Source organism: Nocardiopsis yanglingensis (genome assembly GCF_045809185.1).
Taxonomy (GTDB): Bacteria; Pseudomonadota; Gammaproteobacteria; order Xanthomonadales; family Xanthomonadaceae; genus Stenotrophomonas; species Stenotrophomonas yanglingensis.
The window spans coordinates 586,636-603,119 of the sequence record NZ_JBJNRH010000001.1 but is presented as its reverse complement, the minus strand read 5'-3'; the positions used below and the strand labels follow the sequence as shown (position 1 = coordinate 603,119).

The 16,484-nt window shown below is 64.5% G+C and carries 13 protein-coding genes and 2 tRNA genes; all 15 read left to right on the top strand.

Translation table 11 applies throughout. From position 1 onward, the window contains the following. Position 1 precedes the first annotated feature (1 nt). The 15 genes from nuoI (at position 2) to pnp (ending at position 16,399) form a co-directional block, all read left to right on the top strand. On the top strand, positions 2–490 hold the full coding sequence (gene nuoI / locus ACJ7C5_RS02865) for an NADH-quinone oxidoreductase subunit NuoI (protein ID WP_006381128.1): 489 nt from the start codon (positions 2–4) through the stop codon (positions 488–490). A gap of 9 nt (positions 491–499) precedes the next feature. Next, on the top strand, positions 500–1,156 hold the full coding sequence (locus ACJ7C5_RS02860) for an NADH-quinone oxidoreductase subunit J (protein WP_093999837.1): 657 nt from the start codon (positions 500–502) through the stop codon (positions 1,154–1,156). Continuing rightward, positions 1,153–1,458 (top strand): NADH-quinone oxidoreductase subunit NuoK, encoded by a 306-nt coding sequence (gene nuoK, locus ACJ7C5_RS02855; protein WP_006381125.1) that lies wholly within the window; start codon positions 1,153–1,155, stop codon positions 1,456–1,458. The genes ACJ7C5_RS02860 and nuoK overlap by 4 nt, the downstream gene beginning before the upstream one ends. Positions 1,459–1,465: 7 nt before the next feature. Further along, positions 1,466–3,640, top strand: a complete 2,175-nt coding sequence (gene nuoL / locus ACJ7C5_RS02850) for an NADH-quinone oxidoreductase subunit L (protein WP_093999838.1) — start codon at positions 1,466–1,468, stop codon at positions 3,638–3,640. Positions 3,641–3,663: 23 nt separating this feature from the next. Continuing rightward, positions 3,664–5,172, top strand: coding sequence for an NADH-quinone oxidoreductase subunit M (locus tag ACJ7C5_RS02845; RefSeq protein WP_032128647.1), 1,509 nt, complete (start codon positions 3,664–3,666; stop codon positions 5,170–5,172). Between the two features lie 15 nt (positions 5,173–5,187). Next, entirely contained in the window at positions 5,188–6,648 is a 1,461-nt protein-coding gene (gene nuoN / locus ACJ7C5_RS02840; RefSeq protein ID WP_032128648.1) for an NADH-quinone oxidoreductase subunit NuoN, read from the top strand. 127 nt (positions 6,649–6,775) lie between these two features. Continuing rightward, positions 6,776–6,852: transfer RNA gene (locus tag ACJ7C5_RS02835), tRNA-Met, on the top strand. An 84-nt stretch (positions 6,853–6,936) separates the two neighbouring features. Continuing rightward, positions 6,937–7,013: transfer RNA gene (locus tag ACJ7C5_RS02830), tRNA-Met, on the top strand. A gap of 356 nt (positions 7,014–7,369) precedes the next feature. Continuing rightward, positions 7,370–7,960: a ribosome maturation factor RimP gene (gene rimP, locus ACJ7C5_RS02825; RefSeq protein WP_032128649.1), complete on the top strand. Its 591-nt coding sequence runs from the start codon at positions 7,370–7,372 to the stop codon at positions 7,958–7,960. A gap of 4 nt (positions 7,961–7,964) precedes the next feature. After that, a complete protein-coding gene (gene nusA / locus ACJ7C5_RS02820; protein WP_005410449.1) occupies positions 7,965–9,476 on the top strand; it encodes a transcription termination factor NusA in 1,512 nt (503 codons plus the stop codon). Positions 9,477–9,568: 92 nt separating this feature from the next. Next, entirely contained in the window at positions 9,569–12,214 is a 2,646-nt protein-coding gene (gene infB / locus ACJ7C5_RS02815; protein ID WP_093999839.1) for a translation initiation factor IF-2, read from the top strand. A 132-nt stretch (positions 12,215–12,346) separates the two neighbouring features. Further along, positions 12,347–12,730, top strand: a complete 384-nt coding sequence (gene rbfA, locus ACJ7C5_RS02810; protein ID WP_005410447.1) for a 30S ribosome-binding factor RbfA — start codon at positions 12,347–12,349, stop codon at positions 12,728–12,730. Between the two features lie 66 nt (positions 12,731–12,796). Further along, positions 12,797–13,705: a tRNA pseudouridine(55) synthase TruB gene (truB, locus tag ACJ7C5_RS02805; RefSeq protein ID WP_412702998.1), complete on the top strand. Its 909-nt coding sequence runs from the start codon at positions 12,797–12,799 to the stop codon at positions 13,703–13,705. Between the two features lie 173 nt (positions 13,706–13,878). Continuing rightward, on the top strand, positions 13,879–14,139 hold the full coding sequence (gene rpsO / locus ACJ7C5_RS02800; protein WP_005410445.1) for a 30S ribosomal protein S15: 261 nt from the start codon (positions 13,879–13,881) through the stop codon (positions 14,137–14,139). Positions 14,140–14,290: 151 nt separating this feature from the next. Continuing rightward, a complete protein-coding gene (pnp, locus tag ACJ7C5_RS02795) occupies positions 14,291–16,399 on the top strand; it encodes a polyribonucleotide nucleotidyltransferase (RefSeq protein WP_412702997.1) in 2,109 nt (702 codons plus the stop codon). Positions 16,400–16,484: the final 85 nt, after the last annotated feature.

Below are 16,484 nucleotides of genomic sequence, written 5' to 3'. Positions count from 1 at the left end.
GATGAACAGGATTACCCATTACTTCAAGAGCCTGCTGCTGCTCGAACTGCTGGGCGGTCTTTGGCTGACGCTGAAGTACAGCTTCAAGCCCAAGTACACGATGATGTACCCGATGGAGAAGTTCCCGCAGTCGCCGCGCTTCCGTGGCCTGCACGCCCTGCGCCGTTACCCCAACGGTGAAGAGCGCTGCATCGCCTGCAAGCTGTGCGAAGCGGTGTGCCCTGCATTGGCCATCACCATCGACTCGGCCAAGCGCGAAGACGGCACCCGCCGTACCACGCGCTATGACATCGATCTGTTCAAGTGCATCTTCTGCGGCTTCTGTGAAGAAAGCTGCCCGGTGGACTCGATCGTCGAAACCCACATCCTCGAGTACCACTTCGAGAATCGTGGCGAAAACATCGTTACCAAGCCGCAGCTGCTGGCCCTGGGCGACCGTCTCGAGTCCGAGATCGCCGAGCGTCGCGCCGCCGATGCCGCTTACCGCTGAGGTCGAGAGATGGATTGGGTAAATATCGCTTTCTGGGTGTTCGCCATCGCGGCAACGGTTTCGGCCGGTGCGGTGATCAGCGTGCGCAACCCGGTTCACGCCGTGCTCTGCCTGGTGCTGACCTTCTTCTCCATCGCCTGCGTGTGGCTGCTGGTGGGTGCCGAGTTCCTCGGCGTCGCCCTGGTACTGGTCTACGTCGGCGCGGTGATGGTGCTGTTCCTGTTCGTGGTGATGATGCTGGACATCGACCCCACCAAGATGCGTGAGGGTTGGGTGCGCTACCTGCCGGTCGGCCTGATCGTTGCCGTGGCCATGCTGGTGCAGATGCTGATCCTGATCGGCGTGAAGGGCAGGGCGGTTACCCCGTTCCCGGCGGACAACGCCGCTGCGGTCGCCGCCGACAGCTCCAACGTCACCTGGCTGGCGCGCACGCTGTTCACCGAATACCTGCTGCCGTTCGAGTTCGCTGCGGTCATCCTGACCGTGGCCGTGGTTGCCGCCGTGATGCTGACCCTGCGTCGCCGTACCGGCGTGAAGAGCCAGAACCCGGGCGAGCAGACCATGGTCAAGGCCGGTCAGCGCCTGCGCATGGTCAAGATGGGCGCCGAGGCACCGGTCGTGCACAGCAACAGCAAGCCGGCCGCCGGCGAGGAGACCCAGCCGTGATTACCCTTGGCCACATGCTTGCGCTGGGCGCGGTGCTGTTCGCCATCAGCCTGGCCGGCATCTTCCTCAACCGGAAGAACGTCATCGTCCTGCTGATGTCGATCGAGCTGATGCTGCTGTCGGTGAACGTCAATTTCGTCGCGTTCTCGCGTCAGCTGGGCGATCCGTCCGGCCAGCTGTTCGTGTTCTTCATCCTGACCGTCGCCGCCGCGGAAGCCGCCATCGGCCTGGCGATCCTGGTGACCCTGTTCCGTACCCGCCGCACGATCAATGTCGGCGAAGTCGATTCGTTGAAGGGCTGATCCACAGATGGAAATCACTCTCTCCAAGAGTCTGTTGATCGCAGTGGTGCTTGCGCCGCTGTTCGGCAGCATCATCGCCGGCCTGTTCGGTCGCCAGGTCAAGCGCTTCGGCGCGCAGACCATCACCATCCTCGGCGTTGCGGTTGCCTGCGGCCTGTCGATGTACACGCTCTACCAGCTGCTCTGGGGCGGCGCACAGCCGTTCAACCAGAACATCTACACGTTCTTCGAAGTCGGCCAGTACTCGGCCCACGTCGGCTTCATGGTCGACAAGCTGACCGCGATGATGATGGTGGTGGTGACCTTCGTGTCGCTGCTGGTCCACATCTACACGATCGGCTACATGCAGGACGATCCGGGCTACCAGCGGTTCTTCAGCTACATTTCGCTGTTCACCTTCTCGATGCTCACCCTGGTGATGAGCAACAACTTCCTGCAGCTGTTCTTCGGCTGGGAAGCGGTGGGCCTGGTGTCGTACCTGCTGATCGGCTTCTGGTTCAAGCGCCCGACCGCGATCTTCGCCAACATGAAGGCGTTCCTGGTCAACCGCGTCGGCGACTTCGGCTTCCTGCTCGGCATCGCCGGCGTGCTGTGGGTGTTCGGCACCCTGGACTACTCGCAGGTGTTCTCGCAGGCCGGCATGCTGGCTGACCCGCGCGCCCAGCTGCAGATCTGGGACGGCACCATGTTCGGCATGCAGCTGCTGAACGAGCCGGTGATCTGGTCGATCGCCACCGTCATCTGCATCTGCCTGTTCATCGGTGCCATGGGCAAGTCGGCCCAGGTCCCGCTGCACGTGTGGCTGCCGGACTCGATGGAAGGCCCGACCCCGATCTCGGCACTGATCCACGCCGCGACGATGGTGACCGCCGGTATCTTCATGGTCACCCGCATGTCGCCGCTGTTCGAGCTGTCGCAGACCGCGTTGAACTTCATCCTGTTCATCGGTGCCACCACCGCGTTCTTCACCGGCCTGATCGGCATTGTCCAGAACGACATCAAGCGCGTCGTCGCGTACTCCACGCTGTCGCAGCTGGGCTACATGACCGTGGCACTGGGCGTGTCGGCCTATTCGGCCGCCGTGTTCCACCTGATGACCCACGCCTTCTTCAAGGCGCTGCTGTTCCTGGGTGCCGGCTCGGTCATCATCGCGATGCACCACGAGCAGGACATGCGCAAGATGGGCGGCCTGCGCAAGTACATGCCGATCACGTTCGTCACCATGTGGATCGGTACCCTGGCCCTGGTCGGTACGCCGTTCTTCTCCGGCTTCTACTCGAAGGACACCATCATCGAGGCCGCCGAGATCCACGCGCACATGCAGAACAGCTGGGTGGCCACCTATGGCTACTGGGCCGTGCTGGGTGGCGTGCTGGTGACCAGCTTCTACAGCTTCCGCCTGCTGTTCCTGACCTTCCATGGCAAGGAGCGCTTCCGCGACGCGCACGATGATCACGGCCATGGCCATGACGATCACCACGCCGCTGACGCCCACCATGCTGATGCCCACCACGGCGATGCCCATGACGACCACGGCCATGGCCACGGTCCGCATGAGCCGCATGAAACTCCGTGGGTGGTGACCCTGCCGCTGATCCTGCTGGCCATCCCGTCGATCGCCATCGGTTTCTTCAGCATCGGTCCGATGCTGCACGGCACCGACTGGGCCGGCCAGCATGCACACGACGCCATCAAGGGCCAGGTCAACACGTTCTTCACCGGTATCGTCGATTTCTACGATCCGGCCAAGAACACCGTTGCCTTCCTGGGCGAAGAGTTCCACGGGCCGGTGGCGTTTGCGCTGCACGGCATGATGCTGCCGCCGTTCTGGCTGACCCTGGCGGGCTTCCTGCTGGCTGCGCTGTTCTACCTGTGGAAGCCGGACCTGTCGGGCAGGGCTCGCAAGACCTTCGCTCCGCTGGTGTCGGTGCTGGAAAACAAGTACGGCTTCGACAAGCTGTGGATCGATGGCTTTGCCGGTGGCAGCGTCAAGCTGGGCAAGGTCGCACGCTGGATCGACAGCAACATCGTCGACGGCGTGGTCAATCTTTCGGCACGTGTTGTGGACGTCGCAGCCGGCGTGCTGCGTCGTACCCAATCCGGTTTCCTCTATCACTACGCCTTCGCGATGATCATCGGCCTGATTGCCCTTCTGGGCGTGCTGATGCATTACCTGCGTTGATGACCTGTACGGAATAAGAAGACGTGTCGAACTGGCCTCTACTCAGTGTCCTCATCTGGCTGCCGATCATCGGTGGCGCCCTGATCCTTGCGATCCGTGATGCGCAGACCGCCCGCTGGGCGTCCCTGGGCGTAGCGGTGCTGACGTTCGTGGCGAGCCTCTCGCTGCTGAGCGGCTACAACGCGGGCATCGACGGTCTGCAGTTCGTCGAGACCCATGCCTGGATCCCGGCGTACAAGATCGGCTACAACCTGGGCGTGGACGGCATCGCCGTGGCGCTGATCCTGCTGACCACCCTGGTCAGCGTGCTTGCCCTGATCGGCGCCTGGAGCGCCATCGACAAGCGCGTCAACCAGTACGTGGCCGCCTTCCTGATCCTGGAAGGCGTCACGGTCGGTATCTTCTCGGCCACGGACGCGATGCTGTTCTACGTGTTCTTCGAGGCGATGCTGATCCCGATGTTCCTGATCATCGGTGTCTGGGGTGGCCCGCGCCGCATCTACGCCGCGCTGAAGTTCTTCCTGTACACCTTCCTCGGCTCGGTGCTGATGCTGGTGGCACTGATCTACCTGTACATGAAGGGCGGCAGCTTCCAGCTGGCCGACCTGTACGCGCTGCCGCTGTCGGCCAAGGAACAGACCTGGATCTTCTTCGCGTTCCTGATCGCCTTCGCGGTCAAGGTGCCGATGTTCCCGGTGCATACCTGGCTGCCGGATGCCCACGTGGAAGCGCCGACCGCCGGTTCGGTGATCCTGGCCGCCATCGCCCTGAAGATCGGTGGCTACGGCTTCCTGCGCTTCAACCTGCCGATCGTCCCGGACGCGTCGCAGGAATGGGCGTGGCTGGTGATCGCGCTGTCGCTGATCGCCGTGATCTACGTCGGCCTGGTCGCCCTGGTGCAGGACGACATGAAGAAGCTGATCGCCTATTCGTCGATCGCGCACATGGGCTTCGTCACCCTGGGCACCTTCATCGCGCTGTGGCTGGTGCGTGAAGCCGGCAACGCCGATGCGGCCCGCCTGGGCCTGCAGGGCGCCATGGTGCAGATGATCTCGCACGGCTTCGTGTCCGGCGCGATGTTCTCCAGCGTCGGCGTGCTGTACGACCGCATGCACAGCCGCCGCATCGCCGATTACGGCGGCGTGGTCAACGTGATGCCCTGGTTCGCGACCTTCGCCATGCTGTTCTTCATGGCCAATGCCGGCCTGCCGGGCACCAGCGGTTTCGTCGGCGAGTTCATGGTCATCCTCGCGGCCTTCCAGCGTAATCCGTGGATCGCGCTGGGCGCGGCCACCACCCTGATCATCGGCGCCGCCTACACCCTGTGGCTGTACAAGCGCATCTTCTTCGGTGAAGTGGCCAACAGCCACGTTGCCGAACTGAAGGACATCAACGGTCGCGAATGGCTGGTGCTGGGCGTGTTCGCCATCGGCGTGCTGGCCCTGGGCATCTACCCCAAGCCGCTGACCGACCTGATGGAGCCCTCGATCGCGAAGCTGGCGATGCAGATCGCATCCAGCAAGCTGCTGTAATTCCAGGATTTGATGATGACCACCTCGCCGCTGCTGCCATTGACCGCTGCTGACCTGCCACCGCTCGCTCCCGAGCTGGTGCTGATCGGCAGCGCCTTCGCCCTGATGATCCTCGACCTGTTCGTCAGCAACCGGAACAAGATCGTCACCCACCTGTTCTCGCTCGCTGCGCTGGCCGTGGTGCTGTTCATGCTGGCCACCGGCGTGGGCGGGCAGGGGGAGGTCTTCCATGGCATGTTCGTGCGCGATACCGCCGCGGACGTGATGAAGACCGGGATCGTGCTGCTCAGCGGCCTGACCCTGGTCTACGGCTGGCGTTACCTGCGTGACCGCAACCTGTTCCAGGGCGAGATCCCGGTGCTGATCCTGTTCGGCACCGCCGGCATGATGATCCTGGTCTCGGCCGGCAGCCTGCTGATGGTCTACCTGGGCCTGGAACTGCTGGCGCTGTGCTCCTACGCGCTGGTTGCCAGCAACCGTGAGAACGGCCTGGCCTCCGAAGCGGCGATGAAGTACATCGTGCTGGGTTCGCTGGCCTCGGGCCTGCTGCTGTACGGCATGTCGCTGATCTACGGCGCCACCGGCAGCCTGCACCTGGACGTGATCCGTGAAGCCATCCCGCACTCGGAAGAGCGCGTGCTGCTGATCACCGGTGCGGTGTTCATGATCGCCGGCGTCGCCTTCAAGCTGGGTGCCGCGCCGTTCCACATGTGGCTGCCGGACGTGTACCAGGGTGCCCCGGCACCGATCGCACTGTTCATCAGCTCGGCGCCGAAGCTGGCCGCGTTCGGCATGGCCTACCGCCTGCTGGAAATGGGCGTGGGCCCGCTGTCGACCGAACTGCAGCTGCTGATTGCCGGCCTGGCCGCGGTCTCGCTGGTCATCGGCAACCTGATGGCCATCGCGCAGAGCAACCTCAAGCGCATGCTGGCGTTCTCCACCGTCTCGCACATCGGCTTCCTGCTGATGGGTATTGCCGGTGGCGGTTCGCAGGGCTATGCCGCCGCGCTGTTCTACGCACTGGCCTACGCCATCATGTCCACCGCCGCCTTCGGCGCGATCATCGCGCTGTCGCGTGCCGGTTTCGAAGCCGAGAACATCGAAGACTTCAAGGGCCTGAATGCCCGCAACCCGTGGATGGCCGGCCTGGTGCTGTGCATCATGGCGTCGCTGGCCGGCATCCCGCCGTTCCTGGGCTTCTGGACCAAGCTGGCGGTGCTGGGCGCGGCCGTCAACGGTGGCCTGCTGTGGCTGGCCATCCTCGGCGTGCTGTGTGCCGTGGTCGGCTGCTTCTACTACCTGCGCGTCATCAAGGTCATGTACTTCGATGAGCCGGTGGGCGAGGCCATGCCGCGCAGCAACGACCGCGTGCTGGGCCTGGTGCTGGGCGTGAACGCGCTGGCACTGCTGGCGCTGGGCCTGGCCTGGAACCCGATCATGGTCTGGTGCCAGCAGGCATTTGCGCATCTTGCATAAAAGTTGACACAAAGCTGCGTGATTCGTGTAATATGCGCAGCCTGAGTTGTCACTGCAGCGGTTCAGCCAGAACATCGTTGCGGTAGCCCTCCTCGAAAGAGCAGGGCAGCAGTTCAAACACTTCCGGTGCGGGGTGGAGCAGTCTGGCAGCTCGTCGGGCTCATAACCCGAAGGTCGCAGGTTCAAATCCTGCCCCCGCTACCAACACATCGAATCGGCGCCAACCAGTTCGATGAATGAGGAAAAGCTTGCAGGTTTTGAAGTTATGCCTCAGAATTCCGCTTCTGATGCGGGGTGGAGCAGTCTGGCAGCTCGTCGGGCTCATAACCCGAAGGTCGCAGGTTCAAATCCTGCCCCCGCTACCAAGTAAAGAGATCGCCTTCGAAGTCCTGCTTCGAGGGCGTTTTTCTTTGGGGCTCTGGTTGATCCGCCGGGCATGGCGCGGCGAGCGAGGCGGCCGGTTTCAGGCGGGTCCAAGCCTTGCACCAGCGCGGTGCAGTCGCTATCATCAGCGGCCTAGCAATACCCCTGAAGGCGGCCTCCCAGCGGGAGTCCGGACCCGGAAGGAGGGCCGCAACCGGCAGACACTGCAGGTTGCAACCGGAATCCAGTCACCGGAGTCTTTCCGGAAAAGGGGCCCAGCGGGCCCTTTGTCGTTTCCGGGGCGTCATGTTTCCATGCCGGCCAAGGCCGGCACCCAACCAAGAGATCAAGGCAGGCTGTGAGCGACAAGGCAACCGACATCGCGAATCTGCTCGCCCCGACCGTTGTGTCGCTGGGCCTGGAGCTGCTGGGCGTTGAGTATCTGCCGGCCCCCGGCGGTGCGACCCTGCGCCTTTACATCGACGTGCCGCTGGCTGAACAGCCCGAGCGCATCATCAATGTCGACGACTGCGAGCGGGTCAGCCGCGAAGTGTCGGCACAGATGGACGTCGAAGACCCGATCAGCGGCAACTACACGCTGGAAGTGTCTTCGCCGGGCGTCGATCGCCCGCTGTTCAACCTGGAGCAGTTCGGCCGTCACCTCGGCGAAATGGCCAAGGTCACGCTGAAGCTGCCGCAGGACAACCGTCGCCGCCTGCAGGGCCGCATCGAAGCCATCGACGAGACCGCAGGTGCCATCACCTTCATCGTCGACAAGGCTGAAGTGGTCGTGTCGGCCGACAACATCGACAAGGCACGGATCATGCCCGACTGGGTGGCGCTGGGGCTGGCCCCGAGCAAGCCGACCGGTCCGGCACCGAAGCGTCCGAAGCCGAACACGAATTCTTCTTCCAACGAGCCGGCGGCAAAAAAGCCGCGCGCGGAGTGAGCCAATGAGCAAGGAACTGTTGCTGGTAGTCGACGCGGTCGCCAACGAGAAGGGCGTGCCGCGTGAAGTGATCTTCGATGCCATCGAGGCCGCCCTGGCCTCGGCAGCGAAGAAGCGCTATCCCGACGAGGAAGTGCTGACCCGCGTGGTCATCGACCACAAGGATGGCAGCTACGAAACCTTCCGCCGCTGGGAAGTGGTGGCCGATGACGTGGTCATGGAATCGCCGGATCGCCAGATCCGCCTGATGGATGCCGTCGATGAAGCCGAAGGCGTGGACGTCGGCGACTACATCGAAGAGCAGATCGAAAACCCGGATTTCGGCCGTATTGCCGCCCAGGCTGCCAAGCAGGTCATCGTCCAGCGCGTGCGCGAAGCCGAGCGCCAGCAGGTCGTGGATGCGTGGAAGGATCGCGTCGGCGAGCTGATCACCGGTGTGGTCAAGCGCGCCGAGCGCGGCAACATCTATGTCGACCTCGGTGGCAACGCCGAAGGCTTCATTCCGAAGGACAAGGGCATTCCGCGCGACGTGCTGCGCGCCGGTGACCGCGTGCGCGGCTACCTGGCCGAAGTCCGTTCGGAACCGCGTGGCCCGCAGCTGTTCATCAGCCGCGCCGCCCCGGAATTCATGATCGAGCTGTTCAAGCTGGAAGTGCCGGAAGTCGGCCAGGGCCTGGTGGAAATCAAGGCCTGTGCCCGCGATCCGGGCGACCGCGCCAAGATCGCCGTGCTGGCCCACGACCAGCGCACCGATCCGATCGGTGCCTGCATCGGCATGCGCGGTTCGCGCGTGCAGGCCGTTTCCAATGAGCTCAATGGCGAGCGCGTGGACATCGTGCTGTGGAACGACAACCCGGCCAACTTCGTCATCAACGCGATGGCGCCGGCCGAAGTGCAGTCGATCATCGTCGATGAAGACAAGCACTCGATGGACCTGGCCGTTGCAGAAGACCGCCTGGCCCAGGCGATTGGCAAGGGCGGCCAGAACGTGCGCCTGGCCAGCCGCCTGACCGGCTGGCAGCTCAACGTGATGACCCAGGACCAGGTCACCGCCAAGTCGGAGGCCGAGCAGGCTTCGGCCCGCCAGCTGTTCATGGACAAGCTGGAAGTGGACGAGGAAATCGCCGGCATCCTGGTCAGCGAAGGCTTCGGCACCGTCGAGGAAATCGCATATGTCCCGGTCGGCGAACTGCTGGCCGTGGAAGGTTTCGACGAAGACATCGTCGAAGAGCTGCGCGCTCGTGCCCGCGATGCGCTGCTCAATGAGGCCCTGGCAGTCGAGGAAGGCCTTGAAGACGGCCAGCCGGCGCAGGACCTGCTGTCCCTGAAGGGCATGGACGAAGCCACCGCATATGCGCTGGCCGGCCACGGCGTGCGCACCAGTGAGGACCTGTCCGATCTGGCCGCCGACGAGGTCATGGACTTCGGCATCGAAGGGCTGGATCAGGCGCGCGCCGCTGCGCTGATCCTGGCCGCACGTGCCGAAGAGATCGCCCGACTGGAACGCGGCGAATGAGCCGGCAATGAACAGGGCCCTGAGCCGCTCAGGGCGTAGAATCCGCGCCACCTCCAGATGCGGGGGGGCGCCCACAAGATCATAGGATCCGAATGTCGCAGCAAACCACCATCCGCAAGCTTGCCGAACTGGTCAACACACCGGTCGAAAAACTGCTGGAACAGCTGGCCGGTGCCGGCATGAAGTTCAGCGGTCCCGACCAGGTCGTGACCAGCACCGAGAAGGTGAAGCTCCTGGGCTTCCTTCGTCGTTCGCACGGCAAGCCCGAGCAGGCCCCGGAAGAAACTGATCAGTCTGCAAAGAAGATCACGCTCAACCGGCGGAAACAGCAGGAAGTGACGGTCAGTTCCGGTCGCAGCAAGACGACCGTGAATGTCGAGGTGCGCCAGAAGCGTACCTACGTCAAGGATGGTGCTCGCGCCATGACCCCGGACGAAGAACGCGCCGACATCCTGCGCAAGCTGGAAGAGTCGCGCGCGCGCAACCTCGCCGAACAGCAGGCACTGGCCGAGAAGGATCGTCTGCGCGACGAAGCCATCGTCCGTGCCCGTGAGGAAGAGGTTGCCGCCAAGGAGCGTGCCGAAGCCGAGAAGAAGGCGGCCGAGGAAGCTGCGGCTGCCGCCAAGGCGGCCGAGGCGCTGGCTGCCAGCAAGCCCAAGCGTGCTCCGATCGACGAAACCGCGCCGCGCCCGCCGCGCGCCCCGGCCGCAGCCCCGGCTGCGCCGCGTGGTGCACCGCCGCCGCCGCGCAGCGATGACCGCAACAACCGCAGCGCGCCGCGCAACGAGCGTGGCCCGGGTGATCGCTTTGCCGGCCAGATGCATCTGTCGGCGGCTGATCGTGCGCGTCGTGGCAACAGCAACAACAGCAACACCCGGGGTCGTCCGGGTGGCCGCAACCAGAGCGGTGGTCGTCGCGACATGTCGCGCGGTGGCAACAACGCCGGTCCGCACGCCTTCGAGCGTCCGACCGCGCCGGTGGTGCGTGAAGTGGCGATCGGCGACACCATCACCGTGGCCGACCTGGCGCAGAAGCTCGCGCTGAAGGGCGGCGAGGTGGTGAAGGCGCTGTTCAAGATGGGCGTGATGGCCACCATCACCCAGTCCATCGACCATGACACTGCCGCGCTGGTGACCGAGGAACTCGGCCACAAGGCGATCCGTGCCAACGACAACGACGCCGAAGACGCACTGCTGGCCTCGACCGGTGAAAACCAGGGCGAAGCCACCCAGCGTCCGCCGGTGGTCACCATCATGGGTCACGTCGACCACGGCAAGACCTCGCTGCTGGATTACATCCGCCGCACCAAGGTCGCCACCGGTGAAGCCGGCGGCATCACCCAGCACATCGGTGCCTACCACGTGGATACGCCGAAGGGCGTGATCAGCTTCCTGGATACCCCGGGCCACGCGGCATTCACCTCGATGCGTGCGCGCGGCGCCAAGCTGACCGACATCGTGGTGCTGGTCGTGGCCGCCGATGACGGCGTCATGCCGCAGACCAAGGAAGCGATCCAGCACGCGCGTTCGGCGGGTGTGCCGCTGATCGTGGCGATCAACAAGATCGACAAGTCCGATGCCGACCCGATGCGGGTCAAGAACGAACTGCTGTCCGAGCAGGTCGTGGCCGAAGACTTCGGTGGTGACACCCAGATGGTGGAGATCTCGGCCAAGACCGGCCTGGGCATCGACGACCTGCTGGACGCCATCTCGATCCAGGCCGAACTGCTGGAACTGAAGGCGGTCGACGAAGGCCGCGCCGCGGGCGTGGTGATCGAATCGTCGCTGGACAAGGGCCGTGGCCCGGTCGCCACCGTGCTGGTGCAGCAGGGCCGCCTGAAGAAGGGCGACTACCTGGTGTGCGGCATCCAGTACGGCCGCGTGCGTGCGCTGTTCGACGAAACCGGCAAGCAGCCGGAGTTCGCCGGCCCGTCCATCCCGGTGCAGGTCCTGGGCCTGTCCGGCGTGCCGGAAGCCGGTGACGACTTCGTGGTGGTCGAGGACGAGCGTCTGGCCAAGGACGTTGCCCAGCAGCGTGAGACCAAGCGCCGTGAATCGCGCCTGGTCGCCACCGCCGGCAGCCGCATGGAAGACATCATGGCGACCCTGGGCAAGGGCGAGGGCCAGCAGGTCCTCAACCTGGTCATCAAGGCCGACGTGCAGGGTTCGGTGCAGGCCCTGAGCCAGGCGCTGGTCGCGCTGTCCAACGAAGACATCCGCATCAACGTGATCCACTCCGGCGTGGGCGGCATCACCGAATCGGACGCCAACTCGGCGGCCGCTTCGAAGGCCACCGTCATCGGCTTCAACGTGCGTGCGGATGCTTCGGCCCGTCGCATCATTGAATCCAACGGCGTGGACCTGCGTTACTTCTCGATCATCTATGACGTGATCGATCAGGTGAAGCAGGTGGCTTCCGGTCTGCTGGGCGTGGAGATCCGCGAAGAGATCATCGGTATCGCCGAGGTCCGCGACGTCTTCCGCAGCTCCAAGCTGGGCGCCGTGGCCGGCTCGATGGTCATCGAGGGCGTGGTCAAGCGCAACAAGCCGATCCGCGTGCTGCGCGACAGCGTGGTGATCTTCGAGGGCGAGCTGGAATCGCTGCGTCGCTTCAAGGAGAACGTCGAGGAAGTCCGCAACGGTACCGAATGCGGTATCGCGGTGAAGGCCTACAACGACGTCAAGCCGGGTGACCAGATCGAGTGCTTCGAGCGTATCGAAGTGCCGCGCACCCTGTAATGCTGCAAGGTGGCCCGACCAACGGTCGGGCCCCACCACGCACATGTAGCGCCCGACCGTTGGTCGGGCGACAATCGAATCAAAGGTAGCGCCCGACCGTTGGTCGGGCGACAACTGAACCAAGAGCTCCTCGTGCCCAAGACTTTCCATCGAACCGACCGTGTCTCCGCCCAGCTGCGCCGTGAACTCGGCACCCTGGTGCACAACGCCGTGCGCGAGCACGGGTTGCCCTCGGTGAGCGTGTCCGACGTGGAAATCACCCGCGACATGGCCCATGCCAAGGTGTTCGTCACTGCGCTGATGCCGGAACGTTCGGCTGAAGCCGTGGCCGGCCTGAAGGAACTGGGCTATCGCCTGCGCATGGACCTGGCCCGCGCGATGAAGCTGCGCCACGTGCCGGAGCTGCACTTCCACTACGACGACTCGGTCGACCGTGGTGAGCACATCGACAACATCCTGCGCGACCTGCCCGATACGCTGGCCGCGGAGAAGCGTCGCGAGAGCGACGAAGAATAAACCGCGCATTGCGCGCACGCCGGGCATGGCCCGGCGCTACCGGCGGCATCCGCCGACATCAACGTCATGACCCGAATTCAGTTCCGCCGCCTGGATGGCATCCTGCTGCTCGACAAGTCGACCGGCATGAGCTCCAACGCCGCCCTGCAGGTGGCCCGTCGCCTGTTCCGTGCCGAAAAGGGCGGCCATACCGGCAGCCTCGACCCGCTCGCCACCGGCCTGTTGCCGCTGTGCTTCGGCGAGGCGACCAAGATTGCCGGTCTGCTGCTCGGCTCGGCCAAGGCGTACGACGCCGAGATCATGCTGGGCCAGACCACCGACACCGACGATTCCGAAGGCCAGGTGCTGCTGCAGCGCCCGGTGCCTTCGATCAGTGCCGAGGCCCTGCAGGCGGCGCTGGTGCCGCTGACCGGCAGCATCCGCCAGCGCGCCCCGATCTATTCGGCGCTGAAGCAGGGTGGGGAGCCGCTGTATGTGAAGGCCCGCCGTGGTGACGTCATCGAAGCGCCGGAGCGCGAGGTGCAGGTTCACGCCATCGAGGTACTGGAGCAGCAGCCGGAACGGCTGCGGCTGCGCGTGACCTGTGGCTCCGGCACCTACATCCGCAGCCTGGCCCGCGACCTCGGCGAAAGCCTGGGTTGTGGCGCCCACATCAGCGCGCTGCGCCGGCTGTGGGTCGAGCCGTTCCGCGAGCCTGCCATGGTCACGCTGGATCAACTGCGGGCGATGGTCGAGGCGGGCGACGAGGCGGGCATGGACGCACTGCTGCTGCCGCTGGCGGCCGGCCTGGCTGAATACCCGCGGGTCGACCTCGATGCCGACCAGACCCACCGCTTCTGCGTTGGCCAGCGCCAGCGCGATCTGTCCTGGCCCCGTGGTCTGGTGGCCGTGTTTGGCCCGGACGATGCTGTCCAGGGGTTGGGCCAGGTCGATGACAGTGGCCTGCTGGCGCCGCAGCGTCGTTTCAACCTCTGACCGGGGCCGGGCGGTTCAGCCCCGGTCCTTGTCCCGGAAGCCCCCGACCGTTACAATTTCGCGGCCGTTTTCCGGCAGCCTGCCTCGCGCAGGTTTCATCCTCGTAGTCCACGGCGAGCCTGGCGGTGCGCGAAGCGCGTTCCTGCCGGCCACGCATCACAGAGAAAAAAGAAATGTCGATCGACACCCAGAAGGTCATTGAAGACAACAAGCGCAGCTCGGCTGACACCGGCTCCCCGGAAGTCCAGGTTGCACTGCTGACCGCCCGCATCGAACTGCTGACCGGCCACTTCAAGACCCACAAGAAGGACCACCACAGCCGCCGCGGCCTGCTGCAGATGGTCAACCGCCGTCGCAGCCTGCTCGACTACCTGAAGAAGAAGGACGTCGAGCGTTACAAGGCCCTGATCGAGAAGCTTGGCCTGCGTCGCTAAGCAACGAATCCCCCGCGGCGCAGCGATGCGCCGCGGTTTTGTTTTGTAGCACCGCAATCCCCGATTCAGGCCGGAACGATCCGGCCACCCGCTGGCGGCAAGGGTCGCCGACGGTCCAAATTCGCAGACAGCATCCCCAAGGACACCCTCCGTGGCAAAAATCACCAAAACCTTCCAGTACGGCAAGCACACCGTCACGCTCGAGACCGGCGAAGTCGCCCGTCAGGCCAGCGGTGCCGTCATCGTCAAGATGGACGACACCGTACTGCTGGTCACCGCCGTCGCCGCCAAGAGCGCGCGCGAAGGCCAGGACTTCTTCCCGCTGACCGTCGATTATCAGGAAAAGTTCTACGCCGGCGGCCGTATCCCGGGTGGTTTCTTCAAGCGTGAAGGCCGTGCGACCGAGAAGGAAACCCTGATCTCGCGTCTGATCGACCGTCCGATCCGTCCGCTGTTCCCGGAAGACTACAAGAACGAAGTGCAGATCATCGCCACGGTCATGTCGCTGAACCCGGACGTGGACGGCGACATTGCTGCCCTGATCGGCGCCTCGGCGGCCCTGTCCCTGGCCGGCACCCCGTTCATGGGCCCGATCGGCGCTGCCAAGGTCGGTTACAAGAACGGCGAGTACATCCTGAACCCGACCGTCAGCGAACTGGCTGACTCGCAGCTGGAACTGGTTGTCGCCGGTACCTCCAACGCCGTGCTGATGGTCGAATCCGAAGCCGCGCTGCTGTCCGAAGAAGTGATGCTGGGCGCCGTGACCTTCGGTCACCGCGAAATGCAGAAGGTCATCAACGCGATCAACGAGCTGACCGTCGAAGCCGGCACCAAGCCGTCGACCTGGGAAGCCCCGGCCAAGAACGACGTGCTGATCTCCGCTCTGAAGGAAGCCATCGGCCCGCGCCTGGGCGAAGCCTTCCAGGTGCGTGACAAGCTGCAGCGCCGTGACGCCATCTCGGCGATCAAGAAGGACGTGGTCGAAACCCTGGCTGGCCGCGTGGCCGCTGAAGGCTGGAACCCGGCCGAGCTGTCGAAGGAATTCGGCGAGCTGGAATACCGCACCATGCGTGACTCGGTGCTGGACACCAAGGTCCGTATCGACGGCCGTGCGCTGGACACCGTCCGCCCGATCGCCGTGAAGACCGGCGTGCTGCCGCGTACCCACGGTTCCTCGCTGTTCACCCGCGGCGAAACCCAGGCCATCGTGACCATCACCCTGGGCACCGCCCGTGATGGCCAGGTCATCGATGCCGTTGCCGGTGAGTACAAGGAAAACTTCCTGTTCCACTACAACTTCCCTCCGTTCTCGGTGGGTGAGTGCGGCCGCATGATGGGCCCGAAGCGCCGCGAAATCGGCCACGGCCGCCTGGCCAAGCGCGGTGTGCTGGCTGTCATGCCGTCGCTGGAATCCTTCCCGTACACCATCCGCGTCGTCTCGGAAATCACCGAGTCGAATGGTTCCTCGTCGATGGCCTCGGTCTGCGGCTCGTCGCTGGCCCTGATGGACGCCGGCGTGCCGGTGAAGGCGCCGGTGGCCGGTATCGCCATGGGCCTGGTCAAGGAAGGCGAGCGCTTCGTCGTCCTGTCCGACATCCTGGGTGACGAAGATCACCTGGGCGACATGGACTTCAAGGTGGCCGGTACCGCTGAGGGCATCTCCGCCCTGCAGATGGACATCAAGATCGAAGGCATCACCGAAGAGATCATGAAGCAGGCTCTGCAGCAGGCCAAGGCTGGCCGTCTGCACATCCTGGGCGAAATGGCCCACGGCCTGACCGCTCCGCGTGAAGAGCTGTCGGACTACGCGCCGCGCCTGCTGACCATCAAGATCCACCCGGACAAGATCCGCGAAGTGATCGGCAAGGGTGGTTCGACCATCCAGGCCATCACCAAGGAGACCGGCACCCAGATCGACATCCAGGACGACGGCACCATCGTCATCGCTTCGGTCAACGCCATCGCTGCCCAGGCCGCCAAGGCCCGCATCGAGCAGATCACCTCGGACGTCGAGCCGGGCCGCATCTACGAAGGCAAGGTCGCCAAGATCATGGACTTCGGTGCGTTCGTCACGATCCTGCCGGGCAAGGACGGTCTGGTCCACGTGTCGCAGATCTCCAGCGATCGCGTCGAGAAGGTCGGCGACGTGCTGAAGGAAGGCGATGTGGTCAAGGTCAAGGTGCTGGAAGTCGACAAGCAGGGCCGTATCCGCCTGTCGATGAAGGCCGTGGAAGAAGGCGACGCCGCCAGCGCCGAGTAATCGACCTCCGGTCGATTACGGTAGGTGTCACCCTTGGTTGACACGCTTCTGGAATCGCTGAAATGAGAAAGCGGGCTTCGGCCCG

Coding starts and splice junctions, on each gene's coding strand:
- nuoI (WP_006381128.1), top strand. CDS start 2: ATGAACAGGATTACCCATTACTTCAAGAGCCTGCTGCTGCTCGAACTG.
- ACJ7C5_RS02860 (WP_093999837.1), top strand. CDS start 500: ATGGATTGGGTAAATATCGCTTTCTGGGTGTTCGCCATCGCGGCAACG.
- nuoL (WP_093999838.1), top strand. CDS start 1,466: ATGGAAATCACTCTCTCCAAGAGTCTGTTGATCGCAGTGGTGCTTGCG.
- nuoN (WP_032128648.1), top strand. CDS start 5,188: ATGACCACCTCGCCGCTGCTGCCATTGACCGCTGCTGACCTGCCACCG.
- nusA (WP_005410449.1), top strand. CDS start 7,965: ATGAGCAAGGAACTGTTGCTGGTAGTCGACGCGGTCGCCAACGAGAAG.
- infB (WP_093999839.1), top strand. CDS start 9,569: ATGTCGCAGCAAACCACCATCCGCAAGCTTGCCGAACTGGTCAACACA.
- truB (WP_412702998.1), top strand. CDS start 12,797: ATGACCCGAATTCAGTTCCGCCGCCTGGATGGCATCCTGCTGCTCGAC.
- rpsO (WP_005410445.1), top strand. CDS start 13,879: ATGTCGATCGACACCCAGAAGGTCATTGAAGACAACAAGCGCAGCTCG.